The sequence below is a fragment of the Streptomyces sp. DH41 genome (assembly GCF_029813785.1).
GTDB lineage: Bacteria > Actinomycetota > Actinomycetes > Streptomycetales > Streptomycetaceae > Streptomyces.
The window spans coordinates 411,868-430,390 of the sequence record NZ_JARVKY010000003.1; the positions used below are offsets into that span (position 1 = coordinate 411,868).

The following is an 18,523-nucleotide window of genomic DNA, read 5'->3' on the forward strand; positions in this document are numbered from 1 at the left end:
GACCCTCTCGAAGGATGGGATGAGGGCCGGCGGGCCCGACGTAGCCGGGCGGAGAGACGGTCCGCCGCTCCGAGGGCACCGACGGCGCTCCGGCCGTAGTCGGACCACGCGGGATGAGACCCGCGTGCCGGGTTCGTCGTGTGTCTCTTGCCCTGCTTCGGGCACCCGGCCCGGCAACGGACCGAAGGAGGAAAAGTGCAGCTGTCTTTCCTGCAACCGCTCTTCGACCGCCCGGGCCCGTGGGCCACCGTGTACTTCGACCCCGCCCAGAACGACGAGTCGGGTGCCAAGCGGCGTGAGCTGTCCGTACGCGATGCGTGCCGGACGCTCGAGGAGGAGGGTGCCGACGCCGCAACCACGGAAGCGGTACGCGACGCCCTCCTTCGGATCGGACCCGCGGAGGACCCGACGGGCCGAGTGGTCTTCGCGGCCGGGGGCGAGGTGGTGCTCAGCCACCGGCTCTCCCGCCCGCCGCAGCGGCCGATCGCCTGCTGGGCCTCGCTGCCCCGGCTGACGCCGCTGCTTGAACTGGTGGGTCAGGACCCGGTCTGCCTCGTGGCGTACATCGACCGGACGGGTGCCGACTTCGAGCTGCGCGGGGCAGCCGGCCCGCGGTCCGCGGGACAGGTCGAGGGGCAGCAGCACCCCGTGCATCGCACGGCTTCGTCCGACTGGTCCGAGCGGCACTTCCAGCTCAAGGTCGAGAACACCTGGGAGCGCAACGCCGGTGAGATCGCCGAAGCGCTGAGTGCGGCCTATGAGGAATCCGGTGCCGACCTGGTCGTCCTGGCCGGCGACCCCCGCGAGCGGCCGGCCGTGCACGAGAGGCTCACCGAAGCGGTCCGCCGGGTCACAACGGAGACCGAGCACGGCGGTCGCGCCGCGGGGTCCGCCTCCGCGGCGCTGGAGGAGGCCATCGAGGAGGCCCGGCGGCGGTACACGCGTCACCGTGTCGAGGAGGCGCTCGACCGCTTCCGTGCCGGCCGCGTGGGCACCGACCGGCCCACGGAGGCGGTGGAAGGCATCCCGGCGCTGGTGGAAGCGGCCCGGGAACACCGCATCGACACGTTGCTCGTCCGGCCCGACGGACCGGAGCTGGACCGTGAGACGTGGGTGGGCGCCCGGCCCGACCAGGTCGCGGCGCGCCGGAGCGACGCCCGAACGCTGGGGGTGAGCGATCCGACGGCGGTACGCGCGGACGACGCATTGCTACGCGCAGCCGCCGTCACCGCTGCCGACGTACTGGTCGTCCCCCCGCCGGACGAGGACGACACGGACGCCACGGACATTCCTACGGGCGGCCTGGGCGCTCTTCTGCGCTGGACCTACGAGACGACTCCGGCGTGACGGCGACACAGCCGAGAATGCGAGATGTGCAGACATGACGGAACGAGGCAGCAACCCGATCAGTCCGCGTACCGACGACGAGATGAAGCACGAGCTGGAAGGACACATGCGTTCCGGCCGGCCGACCCACGTGGAGGAAGCGAGCGCCCCGGAGCCGCCGGCGGACGATGACATCCGGGTGGACACGGGCGGACCGGTTCCCCCTCCAGGCGAGGAACGCGACCGGGCGCGCGCCGAGGCGGAGGCGGACTCCCTGCGCCTCGACCTGGCACGCCACTTGGACCGCACGGCCTTCCCCGCCGACCGGCGGTCGGTGCTGGAGGCCCTGGAGGCGCACCACGCAACGGACCCGGTGCTGGAGGCGGCGCGGGACCTCCCGGAGGACGGCACGTACACCAACGTGACCGAGATCGTCGAGGCACTCGGTCACCGACCGACACGGTGACGACGAGAAGCCGGCGGACGGCTCCCGCGCGGCCCGGATCACGCACGGGAGCTGAGACGCCGAGAAAGAAGTGGTGCAGCCCGGCCCCCGCGGTGCCGACGCTTGTTGTGTCTCGGCTTAGCTCGCACCGCAAACTCCCCCGTTCCGGTGTTTTGGCAGATGGTTGCTGTGCCACGAAGCCAGGTCATCCTGCGTTCCACCGGTGGACTCTATGGAGACGGCCGTGGCGGACATGGCTCAGCGTCCCGCCTGCCGGTGCAGTTCCCACGCCTTCTCGCGCAAGTCCGCGTCGAGGAGCAGGTCCGCGGCCGTGCAGGCCAGCGCGCCGGTGACGGCGACGAGCACGTCGCGGGCCCGGGGGGAGACGGCCGCCGCGGCGAACTCGGCGGTGTGGTCGGACCCGTCGTTCATGATGGCGACGAAGGGATGGATGGCAGGCACGCGTGTACTGACGTTGCCGATGTCCGACGATCCCAGGTGCACGCCCGGCGCGGGCGGCGTCAGCTCGATCCCCACCCCGGACAGGTGTCCGGCGAACGTCTCGGACAGCGGGCTGCTGTCACGGAAGTGCTCGTAGTTGGGGGTGGCCTGCTCCACCTCGGTGCGGGTGCCCGTGGCGTGGGCGACGCCCTCGGCGGCGGCGCGCAACTGCCCGGTCAGGTCCTCCAACTCCTCGTTCGTCGCCGCGCGCAGGCCGAACAGCCCCTCCGCGTACTCAGGGACGATGTTGGTGGCCTTGCCTCCGTCGGTGACGATTCCCTGGATGTGGGAGGCCGCCAGCAGACGCCTGCCCAGGGCGGTCAGGACGTTGAACAGCTCGACCAGCGCCAGGAGAGCGTCGACGCCCTCGGTCGGGTTGCCGGTGGGGTGCGCGGCGCGGCCGTGGAAGGCCACCCGGTACTGCACCTGCGCGGTCAGCGGGGCCCGCGTCCAGTCGTGCACGCCCGGGTGGAACATCAGCGCGGCGTCGACGTCGTCGAACACGCCGGCCTCCACCTCCAAGACCTTTCCGCCCCCGCCCTCCTCTGCCGGCGTCCCGACCGCCATCACCCGTCCGGCCGAGGCGTCCAGCACCGTGTCCAGCGCGAGCGCCGCTCCCAGACCGGCGGCTGCGATGAGGTTGTGCCCGCAGGCGTGGCCGAGGCCAGGCAGGGCGTCGTACTCCAGCAGCAGTGCCACGGCGGGGCGGCCGTGGCCCGAGCGGGCGGTGAACGCGGTGGGCATCCCGGCCGCCCCACGCTCGACCTCGAAACCGCCGCTCTCCAGCGCATCCGTCAGCAGCGCCGCGGCCCGGTGCTCGGAGAAGGCGTGCTCGGGGTGAGCATGCAGCTCCAGGGCGGTCTCCCAGACAAGATGCGCCCGTTTCGCGACCTCCGCGCGCAGTCTCTCGTGGACGTCGGCATGCACAGCGTCGCCGGAAGGCGTACGGGTCACCTGGCCTCCTCGGATCAGGGTGCGGTCGTCGGTCTTCGCGTCGTGCACCATCGGGTGCCGTCAAGCGGGCGTCGTCACACCTCCGGGTTTCGAACCGGGACATCGGTGCAACACGTCCGGTGCGCTCACGGACGACGCAGAACGACGTCCCCTGCCGAAAACGGCCGGGCGGAGGACGACCGCTGGGAGGAACGATGGATCACTCGCGGGTACCCGTGCTGGAGGCTCTCGAGGAGTTCCGGCGTCGTGGGGACGTGGTCTTCGGCCCGCCGGGGCACAAGCAGGGCCGAGGCGTGGACCCTCGGGTGGCGGACATCGTCGGGCTCGACGTGTTCCGGTCGGACGTACTGTCCCTCAACGGACTGGACGACCGCCGTCAGTCCCAGGGAGTGCTCGGTCAGGCTCAGGAACTGATGGCCGACGCGGTAGGGGCCGAACAGGCGTTCTTCTCCACCTGTGGCAGCTCCCTGTCAGTCAAGACCGCCATGTTGGCCGTGGCCGGTCCCGGCGAGAAACTCCTGCTGTCCCGCAACGCGCATAAGTCGGTGATCGCGGCCGTCGTCGTCAACGGTGTGGAGCCGATCTGGGTGCATCCAAAGTTCGATGCCGAACGGCACCTGGCGCACCCGCCGGAGCCCGAGGACGTCCGGCGCCGCCTTGAGGAGCACCCGGACGCCAAGGGCATGCTGCTGATCACTCCCACTGATTGGGGCACCTGTGCGGACGTGGCGGGCGTGGCCCGGGTCTGCCACGAGTTCGACGTCCCGCTGATTGTCGACGAGGCGTGGGGGGCCCACCTTCCGTTCCATCCCGGGCTGCCGGCCTGGGGCATGGACGCCGAGGCCGACCTGGTGGTTACGAGTGTCCACAAGATGGGCGGGGCCATCGAGCAGAGCTCTGTCTTCCACCTTCAGTACGACCGGGTGTCGCCGGAGGCCCTCAAGCAGCGGGAGGACCTGCTGGGCACCACCAGCGCCTCCTCCCTGGTCTACGCGACCCTCGACGGCTGGCGCCGTCAGATGGTCGAACACGGACACGACCTCCTGGACGCCGCGCTGCACCGTGCGGAGCGCATCCGGTCGGCCGTCGGCGATCTGCCCGGCTTGCGGCCCATGGGCGGGGAGGTCGTCGAGGAGGGGTTCGCCGCCGCGTTCGACCCGCTGAAGATGGTGATCGACGTACGGGAGCTGGGCATCAGCGGCATGCAGGCGGCCGAGTGGCTGCGGGCGAACCGGCGGGTGGACGTGGGCGGCTCCGACACCTGCCGGATCAGCGCGTCCATCACGCACGCCGACGACGACGAGACCGAGAAGGTCCTGCTGGACGCCCTGCGCGCGCTTGTCGAGGGCGCCGACTCCATCGAGAAGCAGCCGCCGGTGAGCCTGCCCGAGCCCTCGGCCCTGGAACTGGAGCAGGCGATGCTGCCGCGGGAGGCGTTCTTCGCCCCGGTGGAGCACGTGCCCGCCGAGCGCGCGGCGGGACGGATCGCCGCGGAGATGATCAGCCCGTACCCGCCGGGGGTGCCCGTCGTCGCTCCAGGTGAAGTCATCACCGACGAGGTGTTGGACTACCTGCGCAGCGGTGTCGAGCATGGGGTCCTGATCCCGGACGCGGCCGACCCTTCGCTCAAGACGCTCCGCGTGGTGGCGCGGGACTGACGACGGTTGATCGAAGACGGCGCCTGCCCACCACCCGGCCGCACGAAAGGCTCGGGTGCGCGGGCGTCAGCCGAGGGAGGCGAGCAGGTCGTTGCACGCTTCCTCGCAGCGGCGGCACGCCTCGGCGCAGACGCGGCAGTGCTCGTGCTGCTCGGCGTGGCTCGCGCACTCGTCACCGCAGGCTTTGCAGACGGTGGCGCACGCCGTGAGGACGGCCCGGGTGACGTTGGCGTCGTAACCGGTGTGGCGGGAGAGGACGGCTGCCGTGGCGGCGCAGATGTCGGCGCAGTCGGCGTCGGTCCTGATGCACTTGGTCAGTTCGGCGACCATCTCTTCCGACAGGCAGGCGTCCGCGCAGGCCGTGCACGCCTGAGCGCAGGCGACGCACTCCTCGATGCAGTGGGCGAGCTTGTCACGGTCCACACCGCCCAGGTCGGCGGGGTGAGCGGCGAGCATGTCCCGGACAGCAGTGTTCATGGGAGTCTCCAGTGAGTGCGGTGGCAGTGGGAGCGCGAATGGGCCCGGCCCTTGACGCGTAACACCGAACGGTGGTGGGGAAACCCGCCCGGAGGCGAAGGCGCCCATGGCGGCGGACCCAGTTTTCGAGGCCGACCTCGGGAACGGGTGTCACCTGTCCTCGCCAGGTACGTGCTGCCGGCTGCAGTAGGCTGACGGCGACAGTGTGTTCCGGGCTTCCCGTCTTCATCGGCCACCAGCAGGCCAGGCCCCTCCCGGCGAGGGACGGACGGACGCGGGCAGTCCCCTCGCGAGGGGACTGCCCTGTGCTGCGCATGGCACGGCCCTGGGAGCCAGGGCGCCGGCGTGTGAGCGGCCGCCCGGCGCCAGTGCGCCGGTCACCGCCACCGGTGTGGCGGTGACCGGGGAGTAGCGTGTGAGTTCGAAGGCCACGCCGTTCCGCTCGCGAACCATGGCGGTCGGTGGCCGCACCGGAGATGTTCCCTGCGGATCCTGGAGTCCGTCGGCCCTGGTGGAAGAGCGAACCGACCGACTTGCGACCGGGGCTCAGCGCCCGAATCACCGCGAAAGGACATCAGATGAATGCCGAGGGCCCGTACGACAGCGGTCGCATCACCCAGTGGCTGCTGGAAACCGAGTCCTTGGAGGACTTCCTCCAGACGCCGCCCTGACACTGGCCCCCTGCGAAGGCGCCGGAGTGACGCTGGAGCGGGACGGCCGCCCCCTCACGGTGGTCAGCGCGGGGATCGCGGCACCCAAACTCGACGAGAAACAGTATGGACAGGACGACGGCCCCTGCCTTCAGGCCCTGCGCAGCGGTAAAGAGATCACCGTCGGTGACATGCTGGACGAGACCCGGTGGGGCGACTATCCCGCCTATGCCGCCTCCTGCGGCATCCGCTCCTCCCTCTCCCTGCCGGTCGCCGCCCACACCGACACCGCGGGCGCGCTCAACCTCTACGCCGACCCGCCCGACGCGTTCGCCGACAGCGATCTCGCGGCTCTGCGTGCCCTGGCCACTCAGGCAACCGAGGGCATCGCCCTGTCCCAGCGGATCAGTGACGCCCAGGAGTTCGCCGACCAGATGCAGACCGCCATGCGGTCGCGCAGCGTCATCGACCAAGCGCTCGGCATCATCATGGGTCAGCGCCACTGCACCGCCGACGAGGCGTTCAACATCCTGCGCTCCGCCTCGCAGCACCGCAATGTCAAACTCCGGGACGTGTGCGCCCAGTTGGTCGCCAGCGTCACCGGGCGTCCTCCCGTGGACCCTGGCTTCAGGCGTCGCGGCTGAAAGAGGCCGGGGGAGGGAGGGGGTCAGTTCCGGCCGAGAGCCTTGGCGAGCTGATCCTTGTTCATCGTGGACCTGCCCTCGACGCCCTTCTTCTTCGCCTCCTGGTACAGCTGCTCCCGCGTCGGGCCCCCGCCCGAGCCTCCGCGCGAGGAACCGGACTTCTCGCCGCCGCGTCGGGACGGTGACTTGCCCTTCGTAGAGCTGCGGCTGGCGGACTTCGCCTCGCCGGACTGTGCACGCTCCTTGTTCACGGTCCGGGCGGCGATTTCCTTGGCCCGGCCCTTTGACGCCCCGCGGTCCTCGGCGCTGTCCTTGATGTGCTCGTACTGACGCTCCCGCTTGGAACTGGAACCCGCAGGCATGATCGTCTCCTCCTGATACCGGTCGTTCGCACGTCCCGATCTGATGAGTGCCGGAACGGGTTGCCCGTGTTGCGGTGGCCAAACGGCCTTGACGGCGGGCCCTCCCGATGGCACCGCGCGAACGTTGATCTGCTGATGCTCACTCCCGGCCGCCGGTGACCTCCCGGTGATGCGAACCGCTGGGATGGGTCATTCAGCCAGCCCCGGTGGGGAGTCGACCGGCTTGTGCCTCACCAAGTGGTGCCGGCTTTGCGCCGAGACGCTCGCGTGGGGCGCGTCGTTACTGCAGTTGGGTGAGCAGGACGCCTTCTCGCACGGCCCATGGAGAGAGTGTGACGTGAGCGATGCCGAGGCATCGCATGGCGGTGTGCGCGATGATCGCACCGGTCAGGCACTGGCGTGTGCGTGTGGGGGAGATACCTGGCAGCTCGGCCCGTGCGGGCGCGGGCAGTTCGGCCAGCGCCGCAGGCCGGCCTTGAGATCGTGGCGGTCCAACGGAGGTGGGACGAAGACCCCTCGCCGGGCGGGGGCCGCCCCGCAAAGCCTGCCGAGCCGGTGGAAGTTGCGTGGGGTCGCCACGGCGGTGCGCGGCTCCTCCCACTGCATCCGGGCGGTGACGTCGCGCAGTTCGTGGCGCACGCGACGCCGTACCCTGCGGAGCTGTTCGGGCGTGGGGGTGGCGTCGTGATCCAGGTACTCCCATGTCAGGTGGACGACACCGAGCGGCAGGGAGACGGCGAAGTCAGGAGTACGGCCCCGGCCGGAGGCTATTTCGAGAGAGCCGCCGCCGATGTCGAGCAGAACCATGGGCCCGGCTTGCAGGCCGATCCAGTCGCGCGCGGCCAGGAACGTCAGCTCGGCTTCCAAGTCGCCGGGAAGGATGTGCACGTCCAGGCCGGTGCGCGCGTACCTCGGCCAGGACGTGCTGCTGGTTGGCGGCGTCCCGGACGGCGGCGGTCGCCACGGCGAGCGGTTCGCCCACTCCCCAGTGGGCGGCCTCCCGGCGCATCCCGATGATCGTCTCCGCCAGCTGTTCCACGGCGCCCGAGGCGAGCCGGCCGTCGCCGGTGCACTTCTCCGCGAGCCGCAGTCGCCGCTTACTGCTGTGCACCGGCAGCGGAACGTCACCGTGTCCGTCGGCGACGACCAGCCGCACCGTGCTCGATCCGATCTCCACCACGCCCGAGTCGCATGGGTGGTGAGTAACCGGCGACGGTCCTCGTACGCCTGTGCATCAGTGCTTCGAGAGGCTTTTGCAGCCGTGAAGGGCGAGCGCATCGGTGACCGGGTGACCCGCCGTCGTCGATCACGTCGGCGTGAGGCCGCCAGACGAGGAGCGGCCCGTCGACGGCTCGCGGCCGGATCAGGCTCTCAGCCTGTGAGAGGCGTCTTGTCCGCCCACCGGGCCCCAGACATCTGGTGGCGCGCCGCGAGGAGGGCGGAGTCGATGTCACGCGTACCGGTGGACACGCACAGGGTGTAGCTGACGTCGTCCAGGCGCTGCCGGGCTTCCTCACCGCTGCTTTCGGCGTGCAGCGTGCGCAGCGCCTCGTACTGCTCGACCAGGTTCTTCAACACGGCCGGGTGGGCCATCAGCATCGGGGGTCTCCCTTGGTCGCCGCCACTCGCTCGGGTCGCACACGGACCTGGGTGCCCCGAGCCCCGGCCCGCAGTCTCACGTCGTGTGGGACAAGGGGCCGGGGCTCGGGACAGGGGCGACGTCAGTCGGTGGACAGCGCCTGCAGCAGATCACCGACCTGGGGGTCGGGCAGGGAGCGGGCGACATCGGCCTGGGCGACCATGCCGACCAGGTCGTGTCCGTCGATCACCGGCAGGCGGCGCACCTTGTGAGCGGACATGGTGCGCAGGATCTCCTGCACGTCGTCGTCGGCACCGATGGTGACGGCCTCACCCTGGGCCAGCTCCCCGGCCGGACAGGTGGCCGGGTCCTTGCCGGCACCCAGGACCTTCACCACGATGTCCCGGTCGGTCAGGACACCCTTCAGCTTGTTGTCGGTGCCGCAGATCGGCAGGGCGCCGACCCCGAGGTCCTTCATTTTGCGGGCCGCGTCCAGCACCGTCTCCTCGGCACCGACGCATTCGGCTCCGCCGGTCATGATGTCTCGCGCCTTGGTCATGGACTCCCCTTCTTCGGCGTGCCGCCTCCCGCACGGGTGCCGAGGGGCGGCGGTTGAACTGATGCGACATGTGTTCCCGAGTGCCAGGGCTGGTAACGGGCTCTTTCCTGCTCTTCCGCTCACCGCGTGCGTGCGTGCGCAGCCTGCGAGTGACGGTCGTGCGACCGTCCCTCAAGGCGTGGCACGGGGCGCGGCGGTTACCCGTCCGTCATGACTGACACACGGCCACTCGCCCTGATCACCGGCGCGTCCAGCGGAATCGGCCACGAACTGGCCCGGCAGTTCGCGCACCACGGCTACGACCTGGTGGTGAACGCCGAGGACGAGGCGCTGGAGTCCGCCGCCCAGTACCTGCGGGAGTCGGGAGCGGAGGTCCGCGCGGTGCGCGCCGATCTCCGGACCGGCGAGGGACGCTTCCTCCTTCTCGACGCGCTCGACGGACTGACCGTCGACGTCGCCGTCCTCAACGCCGGGGTGGGCCGGGGCGGAGCCTTCGTGGACACCGATCTCGCCGACGATCAGGAGGTCATCGACCTCAATGTCACCGCGACCGTGAGACTGGCCAAGCCGCTCCTGCGGGCCATGGTGGCGCGAGGAGCGGGCCGGCTCACCTTCACCTCGTCCGTCGCCTCGACGATGCCCGGCTCCTTCCAGCCCGTTTACAACGCCTGCAAGTCGTTCGTGCAGTCCTTCGCCCAGGCCCTAACGGAGGAGGTGAAGGACACCGGCGTGACCGTGACCGCCTTCATGCCGGGACCGACGGACACGGCCTTCTTCGACCGGGCCGGCATGGCGGAAGACACCCGGATCGGCACCATGAAGAAGGACGATCCGGCACTGGTGGCCGAGCAGGCATTCGAAGCGATCATGGCGGGTGAGACGAAGGCCGTGACCGGGTCCTTGAAGACCAAGGCGCAAGGGCTGGCGGGAAAGGTGCTGCCCGACGGGGTCAAGGCGGCGGCCCACCGGCGACTGGCGGAACCGGGAACCGGCAAGGCCCCCGAGCAGCCGTCCTGAGGGGCGGACGGGCGTCGCCGCGCCCGCCCGAAATATCTGCTCCGTCGGCGCCGAGTCCCCTGGTTTCCGTTGCCTGACGGGAGAGCACCGGCCTCTGAGGGGCGGGTAGGGCGACGTCGGCGGTACGCAGCGCTCGGACCGGCGTACCGCAGGCCGGTCCGAGGAAGAACCGCTGGCGGGAGGCTCGCCCGCTCAAAGGTGCGCAGCTCACACGGGTGTCGGCGTGCGCTCACTCGTCGTCCGCACGTCCTGTACGGCGAAGCCGCTGCGCACTCGTGCCGGGATGCGCCGCAGGGAAATCCTCAGGTCCTGGCCGGGGACGGCGTATTCGAGATCGGCAAGACGAAGCGCGAGCGCTTCGAGCAGTCCGATGGTCAGCCCTTCCCCGGGGCAGCGGTGACCGGTGCGTGGTTCGCCGCCGCCCTGCGGGACCAGTTCGTCACGCTCGACGGCATGCTGGAGGAACCGCTCGGGGCGGAAGACGAACGGGTCGCCCCACAGCTTCTCGTCGTGGTTCTGGCCGAAGACGTCGAGCAGCACCATCCCGCCGGCCGGCAGCGAGACTCCCCGCCAGGCCAGATCGCGGATGGCCAGGCCGCCGAGGAACGGGGCGAACGGGTAGAAACGGCGTACCTCGTGCGCGAACGCGGTGGCGTAGGCGGGGCCGCCGCCGCGCAGGCGCTCACGCAGGCCGGGTTGCAGATGCAGCGCGTGCGCCGTGTAGGCGACGAACCAGCAGACCGCGACGGTGGGGCGCAGGACGTTCAGCAGCTCGACCGCGGCCGTGTGCGGGTGGAGCAGTTCGCCGTCGGCCTCGCGGTGCTCGCACACGGCGGCGAGCACCGATCCGTCAGGGGCGGCTGCCTCGCCGGCGCGCATGTCCTCGATGAGCTGGGTGAAGCGCTGCTCCTGGCGGCTCCGGGCACGTCGCGCTCGCCAGTGCCGTGGCCCGGCGGTGGCGAAGCCGTCGATCATGGCGACCAGGTCGCGGGCAAGGTCCTTCGTCTCTTCGGTGTCCTCGCCGAGCGGAACACCCGCCCAGCGGCACACGCCGCGGGTGAGCACCACGCTCGCCGCGTCGAACAGCACGGTCTGCTCGGCCTCGCCCCACTGCCGGACCGCGTCGTCCCACACGGCCGTCACGTGCTCGACGAGACCGGCGATCCGGTCGGGGCGCAGCAACGGCAGGAAGAACTCCTTGCGGGCGCGGTGCGCATCGCCGTCGAGCGTGTGGACGGCGTCATGACCGAACAAGGTGCTCAGCACAGGCCCCGGCAGGGCGCCGCCGCGGCGTACGTTCCCTTCGTCGTAGAAGAACCGCACCGCTTCCGGTCCGCGCACGACGAGCGCCGGCTTGCCCAGCACCCGAGTGCGAGCCACGCCGTCGGGACGTTCCCGCAGCACGCTGGGCAACCAGGAGTAGCCCTGGACGAGAGCCGGCAGGGAACGGTCGATCAAGGGTGCGGTCGGCATCTGCATGGCCACCGGGTGCCCGCGCCCTCAGCCGGGACACGTGGTGGTCGATACAAGAAGGCGAACAGTGAGGCGCCGGAGTCGTGGGCTGGCCGATCCCCCTGGGCGGACTGAAGCGCGCGCTGTGCGTGCGCGCCGGTGACACCGTCACCGCTGATCGGTATGCCGACGCCCTCGCGCTGAAGAGCGGGCGTGGATGCATCGGCGGGCCAGATCGCGGACCCTCCCTCTATGGACAGCACAAGCCGCGGCCCGAGCGTGTGACACCTCCTTGGGGGAGGCGTCACCTCCGAGCAGGTGGAGCAGCGGAGCGATTGGTACAGACGGCGTCGGTCAAAAGAACTTCATGGACGTCGCCACCTTGGATGATCGCATGGCCGGATAGCGGGCGCTGCCCGGCCCAAGACCGAGCCCCCGATGCATCCACCCACGGCCAGCGACTTATGCGCGCTACGTTCCTCATCCGTGCGCCCGGTGCCCGGGGCGGCGCGAAGCGGGAGGCGGCTACCGCGCCGGCAGCCGCCTGGTGGTCATCGCGCCGCCCGGTCAGCGCCGGACGATGTTCTGCGCCTGCGGCCCCTTCTGGCCCTGTCCGACCTCAAAAGTGACGTGCTCTCCCTCTGTCAGCTCGCGGAACCCATTGCCCTGGATCTCGGAGTAGTGCGCGAAGACGTCCGCGCCCCCGTCGTCCTGCGCGATGAAGCCGTAGCCCTTTTCGCTGTTGAACCACTTCACGGTGCCGCTGGCCATACTGTCGATCCTTCGTTCATGCGCGGAGGAACAGCCCAGCTATCTGGGCATGGTCCGGCTCCCGGCAGCAGGAGCCGCAATCGTTGTACCCCGCACTGTCCCGCTTATCCGACCGACGACACACCCAGCCCCCAGGCGGCCACCGCCGTCCTTTCCGACTCCGCAGGCCATTGCATGCGCGCCTGCGGCCGGTGGTGACAGATGAAGACGGCCCCGACGCCGAGCGCGGGGCCGGAGCCGTCGACGACGCAGGTCCCGTCGTGGGGCGAGCAGAACCCGCGCGTACTGCCCAACGCATCGGGTATCAGGTCGTTACGCTGCCGATGCCTGCAGTCGGCTGACCGGCATCGCGCAGTCGACCGGGGAATGTCAGGCCACGACACGATGTGCCGGAGCAGCGGCGGCGGATAGCCCGCGGCGAGCAAGGGCCCGCGTACGTCACGGTCAAGGTCGGGCAGATAGCCGAGGAGTACGTCGGCAGGCCCGGTGATCTTCACCTCACCGCACGCCGCGGGCAGCACAAGTGTCTCCGCCCGGCCGAGCACCTCGTTCCACCCACCCGCTCTTACCCGCATCGGAGCACCGACGTTCAACAGGATCTGCGCGGTGGCGAAGGAGTGCCGCATCGGCTCCGCGGTCCCGGCACGCCAGCGTTCGAGCGCGAAGTACGGACCGGCGCACAGGAACACGCGTTCCACCGCGTCTCCGACGGCGATACTCAGCCCGGAGGTGAAATCCGGACGGGCCGCCAGGTCAGCCTCGAGCATCAGCATGTCAAGGTTGGATCGAAGCTCCTCGTCGCCCACTGGGGAACCGTCCTCCATCTTCCAGCTGACACCGGTCTCCCGGGAGGGTCCGTACCCGCGCAGCATCGGTGGGATGGCCACTCGCATGGGGGTACTGAGGCCCGGTCCTGGTTGGCGACGAGCGAAACATAGACCGTGATCGCCGGTTGGCCAAACCGGCGATCACGGCAATCCTTGGAGGGGCTCGTCACCCCCCGGGCTTGGTGTTCGACATGAACACATAAGGCTGCGCTGGGGCTCCCACACTCCAAGGAAAGCGAGTAGTCCTGTCTTACCCGATCAAGAAGCTTGCCCCCAAAGCCAAGGGCAAGGTCCGGTACCGGTTCGTGGTCGACGCAGGGCCCGATCCCGTCACCGGGAAACGCACACAGGTGACACGTACCTTCGCCACGCTGAGGGAGGCGAAGGCGGAGTACGCGAGCATCGTGCATCGTCGCTACGAGGCGGAGCAGGCACCGTTCAGTCAGGTCACGGTGGACGAGTGGCTCGATCAGTGGCTGGCCATGAAGGCCGAGGATCTGGAAGGGAGCACTGCCTACAGCTACACCATGACCCTGGCCCGGGTCCGCGGAAGGCTCGGGCGCATCAGGCTCCAGGACCTCACCGAGGACCACGTCGAGGCATGGATGCGATGGGCGCTCCAGGAAGGGCGTGAGCGGGGAGGGAAGCCGGGCACCGGCCTCGGGGCAACCTCGGTCGAGATGTCGCTGGCTCGGCTGAAGGAGGCGCTTGACCGGGCAGTGACACGGGGCCTGGTCCGGGTGAACGTTGCTCGTGAGGTGACCGTTCCCCGTAAGACACGCAAGGCAGAGCGAAGGGCCAGGGCCGCAGTGCCGCCGTGGAGCGTCTCGGAAGTACGCGCCTTTGTCCGTGCGGTCGCAGGTGGCCGCCTGCAGGCACCGTCCTTCTCGCCCTGATGGGTGGGCCTTGACCCCTGATCTTGGACACACGACCCAGCTCCGCCGCCGAGTTCGGCACTTCATGGAAGAGGTGAAGGCCGATGGGCCACGGAAAACCAGGTGAATATCTTGGCGCCCGTAACCGTTGCCATCCGAGACTGATCCCTGCGCCTTGGGCATGGCGAAGAGGGGAAGATGACGCGAGAGCGCATGATCATGTGGTGGTGGAGCGTGCTGGTCGGCTCTCCCATCCCGCTCTCGCACTCGCCTGTGGGCCGGGATCGAAACAACCCCCGAGCAGGCCCAGTGCCGCCGACTTTCGACATGTCTGATGAGACGTCAGGTAAGTCAGCATCCACTCAGCATCAGTCCCATACGGCTCTCCGCGCGTGCGCCCGGTCGGTGGCTTGCTGGGAGCCTGCTGGCGCAGAAAGACGCAGGCGGCAAGCCTGGTCACAGCAACGCACGATTTTCCTGGAGGTCTTCGAGCCGAAGGCATGCCGATGTACAGTGAGGGACGCCCCTGACCTGCAAAAAGTTGGCGGGGAGCCGTCTTCTAGGAGTCCAAAGTGTTGCGAACTTTGATCAAGTCCAAGATCTACTATCTGGACATTTGTGCAGGTCAGACGCATGATGGAGCCGCTCAGGTCAGCAAATGGTCAGCATCGGGCGCGGGAGCGTCCTGACTTGCTGACCTGACGGCCGCCGTGGCGGGGCCCTGGGCGCGGATGTCCGGCTCTTGTTTGGAGGTTGCGTCTCTTGGCTCGTCAGCTCGCCCGGGGAATGGGGTCGTTCTTCAAGGACTGCGACTGTGCCCGGCCGTCCCGGTGTCCGCATCCGTACACGATCCGTTTCCGGAACGGACTGGGAAAGCAGTCCGAGGAGGGCGGCTTCGGTACGCAGGACGATGCGATCGAGCGCCTGACGCAGATCTATACGGAGAAGAAGCGCACGGCGCCGTCTGTGGCAGAGGCGCGCCGCGAGCTGGGGCAGAAGACGGTGAAGGAGTATGCGAAGGAGTGGCGATCCCGGCAGCGAAAGATGACCGAGTACTCCACGGGCGAGCACGTTGGTAGCTCCCTCAACGTGCACATCTTCCCGCGCCTGGGTTCGCGGAAACTGAATACCGTCACGCCACTCGTGGTGGAGCGTTTCCTGGATGCATTGGAGGCCGACGGTGTCGGCCGAGGGAACCAGGTCAACATATTCCGCATCCTGAAGACGATTCTGCGGGACGCCTTTGACAAGGGGGCGATGGCGGACGATCCGGTGAAGGGGGTGCAGGAGCCGGAGTACGTCAGGGAGAAGGTGGTTATTCCGTCCCTGGAGTATGTGAAGCAGGCGCTGGCGGTCGCGGGTGACGATCTCGCGATGGAGATCGTGATGATGGCGGGGTGCGGGTTGCGCAATGGTGAGGCCCGGGCGGTGAACGTCAACAACGTGGTGGCCGACGACGTGTACCGGGTCCACGAGCAGATCCACTCCAACACGCACCGGCCGGCCAAGCTCAAGCACCGCAAGGTGGGGGAGTTCCGGGAGGTGCCTCTGCCACGCTCGGTGCGGGAGGCAATCGAACGATACGAGGAGAAGCACGGCACTACGCGGGAGGGCTATCTGCTGCGAGGGCCGAGCGGCTACTACACGGAGCCGATGGAACGCCGACGCGTCCGCGCACTCTTCGAGAAGCTGCCCGTCATGGACGGGATGGGGATGTACGGCTTCCGGCACTACTTCGCGTCCAATGCACTCGGCAACGGCATACCGATCACGGACGTGGCCGAGTGGATGGGACACAAGTCGATCGAGGAAACGTACCGCACCTACCGGCACCTGATGCCGGGCAGTATCACCAAGGCCGCGCGCATCCTTGACGCCGGTCTCTGGGAAGCGGCGTAACAGTCGCTGGCGCAGTGGGCCCCATCCGGTTGTTCTGGAACTGGATCGGGCGCTCCCAGGAGGAGATCGTACAGGCCCGCCGGGACTGGATGGAAGGGGCGCGATTCGGGGAGGTCAAGGGGTACGACGGCGCCCCGCTGCCCGCGCCCGCGCTGCCGGCAGTCCCGCTGAAGCCTCGTGGAAGAGTCCGTTGACCTGCAGAAATGCTTATGCTCAGCGGCTGATGAGTGGCAGGCGAACCCCGTGTCGCCCTCCATGACGGCACTCGCTGGCGGTAGGCCACCTCAGTGGATCGCAGGGCTGAATTACCGTGGAGGGCGATTCCGAAGTGTGGCCATCCGTGGGCGGCTGTGGCAGGACACTTGCTGACCTCATGCTGACTTTGCTGACACCTCGTCAGATGCGACCTACGTGGTCTGACCGTCATTCTGGCGAGTGGCGTGGTCTTGCAGTGAAAGTGTCGCGGTCGGGCGAAGGTCGACTCGGGGGCCTCCTGGCTCCGCCGGGGCGGAGCGTCAGGCCTCCGCTGCATGGCGTTGTAGAGAGGTGACAAGGCTGACGTCGTTCACAGGTTCCACGCCGGCCTGCAGAGAGGAGGCGGTCGAAGCGCCAGTAGGTGGGTCCCCTTTGGAAGCGCTGCCCGTGTCGCGCCTCAGCGGTCCGTGACGATGATGAGCATCTCCATGGGTACCTCCTGGGAAGCCTAGCAGGCCAGTCAGTGACCTGCGTCTTTGCTGGTCAGAGTAGGTGGGAGCGGTTTTCGATCTTGGCGCTCCGTGGCGGCTCGGAGCGGGTTCTGGCGGTACTGATGCTGACTCAATGCTGACTTTGGTGACGGCTCGTCAGGTCCGTCGGACGGTCGGGTGCGGCTTGGTCGGGATCCCTGCTGTCGGCAGTATCGGCCTTGCGGCAGCGAAGGTCACGCGCGAGTACGGCATGGGCGCGCCCATGCCCCGAAACGGGCTGTGCCGGATGTCGGCGTCTTGTGGGCCTTGGCCAGCAGGTCGCTGGTTGAGCAGGTCACTCCTGGAGGACTGTCTAAGCATGCTTGACGTGACAGTGCGCCGTGGTCGGGGGACCGTTCAGGTAGTACTTGACTGGAAGAAGATCCGCACCCGGGCCTTGCGTGGCCTTGATGCCGATGCCCTGGTCCCCGCCGCACCCGTGAACCACCTCCGCACGCGGACACGTCATAAAAGGCGGTGCACCAGCGCTGCGACGACCTCGCCGAATCCCGTCTTCCCGACCCGGTTCAACTCCACCGTCACAAAACGCCCCTGCCTTCGCACCTTGCCCTCGGTGATCCCACCCAGCGCTGTGCCACGCCTGCGTAACCCACCGGGGTCTTGGCAGCGCTGCCTCCTGTCGGGCCAGGGCAGCTCCCCGTGTCACAGCGTCGCCTTCTGGTGTCGTGTAAGAGGTGATGAAGAAGTCCCCGTACCCGGCGAGTCTGGGTCGGCAGTCCTTGGCGACCATCTCCCCATACATGCGCGCGACACCACGGTTTGCGTGACCCGCCCCTTCTCGTCGGGCCGGTTCGGCCGGCCGTAGTGTTGAACCCCGCCGATCTAAGGATGATGCGGGAGCAATCCGGCGCCAGCAGCAGGAAGTCCATCCGCTGTCGTGGCAGCGCCTCGGTCTGCCTGCCGCTTTCCGTGTGTGCAGGGGCGTTTGGAGGCAGACCTGCGGGCTACGCAGACGGAATTCAACGGGTGCATGCCGATGGCATGCGCCACCTCGACGGTGGCGGTTTCCAGGGCGAAGTTCCTCTGTCCCCCGGCGCGGCGCGCATGGAGCCCGGGCAGAGGATGTTGCGCCGACCGGGCGAACCCGGCGCCATGATTTGCATCCTGCTCTTCAACTCGCTCGCGCTGCGCCGTTCCACCGGGCGAGTCCTTCGAAAGCGTCTAGTGCACGGACGTCGTAGGGGCCGAACAACTCCCGGCAGTCACGGGCGAGGCGGTCGTAGAGTGCGGCTGCTCCGCGGGTGTCGCCTGACTGGCCGGTGAGGTCGGCGTGTTCGGTGCGTGCTTCGATCAGTGGTTGATCGCCACGGTCGTGAAGGATTTCCAGTTCGAAGATGCGCAAGTCCAGGGCTTCGATGTGCTGTGAGAGGCTGATGCTACTGCCGGGCGTGTCGGGTATTCGGAGTGTTCGATGGTGTCGTCTGTTGCGTCCAAAAGATGCGACAGTTCGATTACCGCGCGTTCGGCGGCGCGTGCGTTCTTGGGACGGTCGGCTGGGTCCTTCGCCAAGAGACTCCGGACGAGGCTGTCGAGCTGGGCGGGAATGCCGGGGCGGTGGTCACTCGGAAGCGCCGGCGTATCGTCCTGGTGCATCCGGCCCACGGTCATCGGGTCGTCGTGAGGGCTGCCGAAGGGCGGGTGCCCCGTCAGCATCTCGAACAGGACGCAGCCGACGGAGTACAGGTCGCTGCGTTCGCCTCCGGTGTCGCCGTGCCATCGCTCGGGTGCCTTGTACAGGGGGGTGGAGTACGCGGCATTTGCCGTCGAGTGAACCTATACGT

At 68.8% G+C, this 18,523-nt stretch carries 16 protein-coding genes and 3 pseudogenes; 8 read left to right on the forward strand and 11 right to left on the reverse strand.

Annotation, left to right across the window (positions count from 1 at the left end; all coding sequences use genetic code 11):
- Positions 1 to 195 precede the first annotated feature (195 nt).
- On the forward strand, positions 196 to 1,347 hold the full coding sequence (locus QC283_RS08400) for a baeRF2 domain-containing protein (protein ID WP_279560733.1): 1,152 nt from the start codon (positions 196 to 198) through the stop codon (positions 1,345 to 1,347).
- Positions 1,348 to 1,381: 34 nt separating this feature from the next.
- On the forward strand, positions 1,382 to 1,792 hold the full coding sequence (locus QC283_RS08405; protein WP_279560734.1) for a DUF2795 domain-containing protein: 411 nt from the start codon (positions 1,382 to 1,384) through the stop codon (positions 1,790 to 1,792).
- A gap of 237 nt (positions 1,793 to 2,029) precedes the next feature.
- Here the strand turns inward: QC283_RS08405 and QC283_RS08410 are convergent, their stop codons facing one another.
- Entirely contained in the window at positions 2,030 to 3,226 is a 1,197-nt protein-coding gene (locus tag QC283_RS08410; protein WP_279560806.1) for an amidohydrolase, read from the reverse strand.
- 194 nt (positions 3,227 to 3,420) lie between these two features.
- Between QC283_RS08410 and QC283_RS08415 the strand changes: the two genes are divergently transcribed.
- Entirely contained in the window at positions 3,421 to 4,884 is a 1,464-nt protein-coding gene (locus tag QC283_RS08415) for an aminotransferase class I/II-fold pyridoxal phosphate-dependent enzyme (RefSeq protein WP_279560735.1), read from the forward strand.
- A gap of 66 nt (positions 4,885 to 4,950) precedes the next feature.
- Here the strand turns inward: QC283_RS08415 and QC283_RS08420 are convergent, their stop codons facing one another.
- Positions 4,951 to 5,361 carry a four-helix bundle copper-binding protein gene (locus tag QC283_RS08420; protein ID WP_279560693.1) on the reverse strand — a complete coding sequence of 137 codons (411 nt, stop codon included), beginning with the start codon at positions 5,359 to 5,361 and terminating at the stop codon, positions 4,951 to 4,953.
- Positions 5,362 to 6,058: 697 nt separating this feature from the next.
- Between QC283_RS08420 and QC283_RS08425 the strand changes: the two genes are divergently transcribed.
- Complete coding sequence (locus QC283_RS08425) at positions 6,059 to 6,655, forward strand: GAF and ANTAR domain-containing protein (protein WP_443032568.1); 597 nt, start codon at positions 6,059 to 6,061, stop codon at positions 6,653 to 6,655.
- 23 nt (positions 6,656 to 6,678) lie between these two features.
- Here the strand turns inward: QC283_RS08425 and QC283_RS08430 are convergent, their stop codons facing one another.
- From QC283_RS08430 to QC283_RS08455, 5 genes and pseudogenes are all read right to left on the reverse strand, one after another.
- Positions 6,679 to 7,017, reverse strand: coding sequence for a plasmid stabilization protein (locus tag QC283_RS08430; RefSeq protein ID WP_279560736.1), 339 nt, complete (start codon positions 7,015 to 7,017; stop codon positions 6,679 to 6,681).
- 280 nt (positions 7,018 to 7,297) lie between these two features.
- Positions 7,298 to 7,477 (reverse strand): Ppx/GppA phosphatase family protein, encoded by a 180-nt coding sequence (locus tag QC283_RS08435; RefSeq protein WP_279560807.1) that lies wholly within the window; start codon positions 7,475 to 7,477, stop codon positions 7,298 to 7,300.
- Positions 7,405 to 8,197: pseudogene (locus QC283_RS39530) on the reverse strand (Ppx/GppA phosphatase family protein). Before QC283_RS39530 ends, QC283_RS08435 begins: the two are co-directional and overlap by 73 nt.
- Before the next feature lie 191 nt (positions 8,198 to 8,388).
- The gene (locus tag QC283_RS08450) at positions 8,389 to 8,616 is read right to left on the reverse strand and encodes a DUF5133 domain-containing protein (protein WP_279560738.1); all 228 of its coding nucleotides are present in this window, start codon (positions 8,614 to 8,616) and stop codon (positions 8,389 to 8,391) included.
- 122 nt (positions 8,617 to 8,738) lie between these two features.
- Positions 8,739 to 9,155 (reverse strand): CBS domain-containing protein, encoded by a 417-nt coding sequence (locus tag QC283_RS08455; protein ID WP_189232012.1) that lies wholly within the window; start codon positions 9,153 to 9,155, stop codon positions 8,739 to 8,741.
- Between the two features lie 210 nt (positions 9,156 to 9,365).
- Between QC283_RS08455 and QC283_RS08460 the strand changes: the two genes are divergently transcribed.
- Positions 9,366 to 10,172 (forward strand): SDR family NAD(P)-dependent oxidoreductase, encoded by an 807-nt coding sequence (locus QC283_RS08460; RefSeq protein ID WP_279560739.1) that lies wholly within the window; start codon positions 9,366 to 9,368, stop codon positions 10,170 to 10,172.
- Positions 10,173 to 10,379: 207 nt separating this feature from the next.
- On the opposite strand, the gene QC283_RS08465 is transcribed toward QC283_RS08460, so the two are convergent.
- The 3 genes from QC283_RS08465 to QC283_RS08475 all read right to left on the reverse strand — a co-directional run bounded on the left by QC283_RS08465 (position 10,380) and on the right by QC283_RS08475 (position 13,201).
- Positions 10,380 to 11,651 (reverse strand): cytochrome P450, encoded by a 1,272-nt coding sequence (locus QC283_RS08465; RefSeq protein ID WP_279560740.1) that lies wholly within the window; start codon positions 11,649 to 11,651, stop codon positions 10,380 to 10,382.
- 540 nt (positions 11,652 to 12,191) lie between these two features.
- Positions 12,192 to 12,395, reverse strand: a complete 204-nt coding sequence (locus QC283_RS08470; RefSeq protein ID WP_107479900.1) for a cold-shock protein — start codon at positions 12,393 to 12,395, stop codon at positions 12,192 to 12,194.
- Between the two features lie 104 nt (positions 12,396 to 12,499).
- Positions 12,500 to 13,201, reverse strand: a complete 702-nt coding sequence (locus tag QC283_RS08475) for a hypothetical protein (protein WP_279560741.1) — start codon at positions 13,199 to 13,201, stop codon at positions 12,500 to 12,502.
- A gap of 371 nt (positions 13,202 to 13,572) precedes the next feature.
- On the opposite strand from QC283_RS08475, the gene QC283_RS08480 reads away from it, so the two are divergent.
- From QC283_RS08480 to QC283_RS08490, 3 genes and pseudogenes are all read left to right on the forward strand, one after another.
- Positions 13,573 to 14,118, forward strand: a complete 546-nt coding sequence (locus QC283_RS08480; RefSeq protein ID WP_279560742.1) for a hypothetical protein — start codon at positions 13,573 to 13,575, stop codon at positions 14,116 to 14,118.
- A gap of 741 nt (positions 14,119 to 14,859) precedes the next feature.
- Complete coding sequence (locus QC283_RS08485; protein WP_443032569.1) at positions 14,860 to 15,996, forward strand: tyrosine-type recombinase/integrase; 1,137 nt, start codon at positions 14,860 to 14,862, stop codon at positions 15,994 to 15,996.
- A 29-nt stretch (positions 15,997 to 16,025) separates the two neighbouring features.
- Positions 16,026 to 16,190: pseudogene (locus tag QC283_RS08490) on the forward strand (pirin family protein); the annotation flags it as partial.
- Positions 16,191 to 18,032: 1,842 nt separating this feature from the next.
- Here QC283_RS08490 and QC283_RS08495 read toward each other — a convergent pair.
- A pseudogene (locus QC283_RS08495) lies at positions 18,033 to 18,491 on the reverse strand (protein kinase domain-containing protein); the annotation flags it as partial.
- Positions 18,492 to 18,523 lie beyond the last annotated feature (32 nt).

Excerpts from the sequence above, each read along its gene's own strand:
- QC283_RS08405 (WP_279560734.1), top strand. The coding sequence starts at position 1,382 with ATGACGGAACGAGGCAGCAACCCGATCAGTCCGCGTACCGACGACGAG.
- QC283_RS08415 (WP_279560735.1), top strand. The coding sequence starts at position 3,421 with ATGGATCACTCGCGGGTACCCGTGCTGGAGGCTCTCGAGGAGTTCCGG.
- QC283_RS08420 (WP_279560693.1), bottom strand. The coding sequence starts at position 5,361 with ATGAACACTGCTGTCCGGGACATGCTCGCCGCTCACCCCGCCGACCTG.
- QC283_RS08430 (WP_279560736.1), bottom strand. The coding sequence starts at position 7,017 with ATGCCTGCGGGTTCCAGTTCCAAGCGGGAGCGTCAGTACGAGCACATC.
- QC283_RS08450 (WP_279560738.1), bottom strand. The coding sequence starts at position 8,616 with ATGCTGATGGCCCACCCGGCCGTGTTGAAGAACCTGGTCGAGCAGTAC.
- QC283_RS08455 (WP_189232012.1), bottom strand. The coding sequence starts at position 9,155 with ATGACCAAGGCGCGAGACATCATGACCGGCGGAGCCGAATGCGTCGGT.
- QC283_RS08460 (WP_279560739.1), top strand. The coding sequence starts at position 9,366 with ATGACTGACACACGGCCACTCGCCCTGATCACCGGCGCGTCCAGCGGA.
- QC283_RS08465 (WP_279560740.1), bottom strand. The coding sequence starts at position 11,651 with ATGCAGATGCCGACCGCACCCTTGATCGACCGTTCCCTGCCGGCTCTC.
- QC283_RS08470 (WP_107479900.1), bottom strand. The coding sequence starts at position 12,395 with ATGGCCAGCGGCACCGTGAAGTGGTTCAACAGCGAAAAGGGCTACGGC.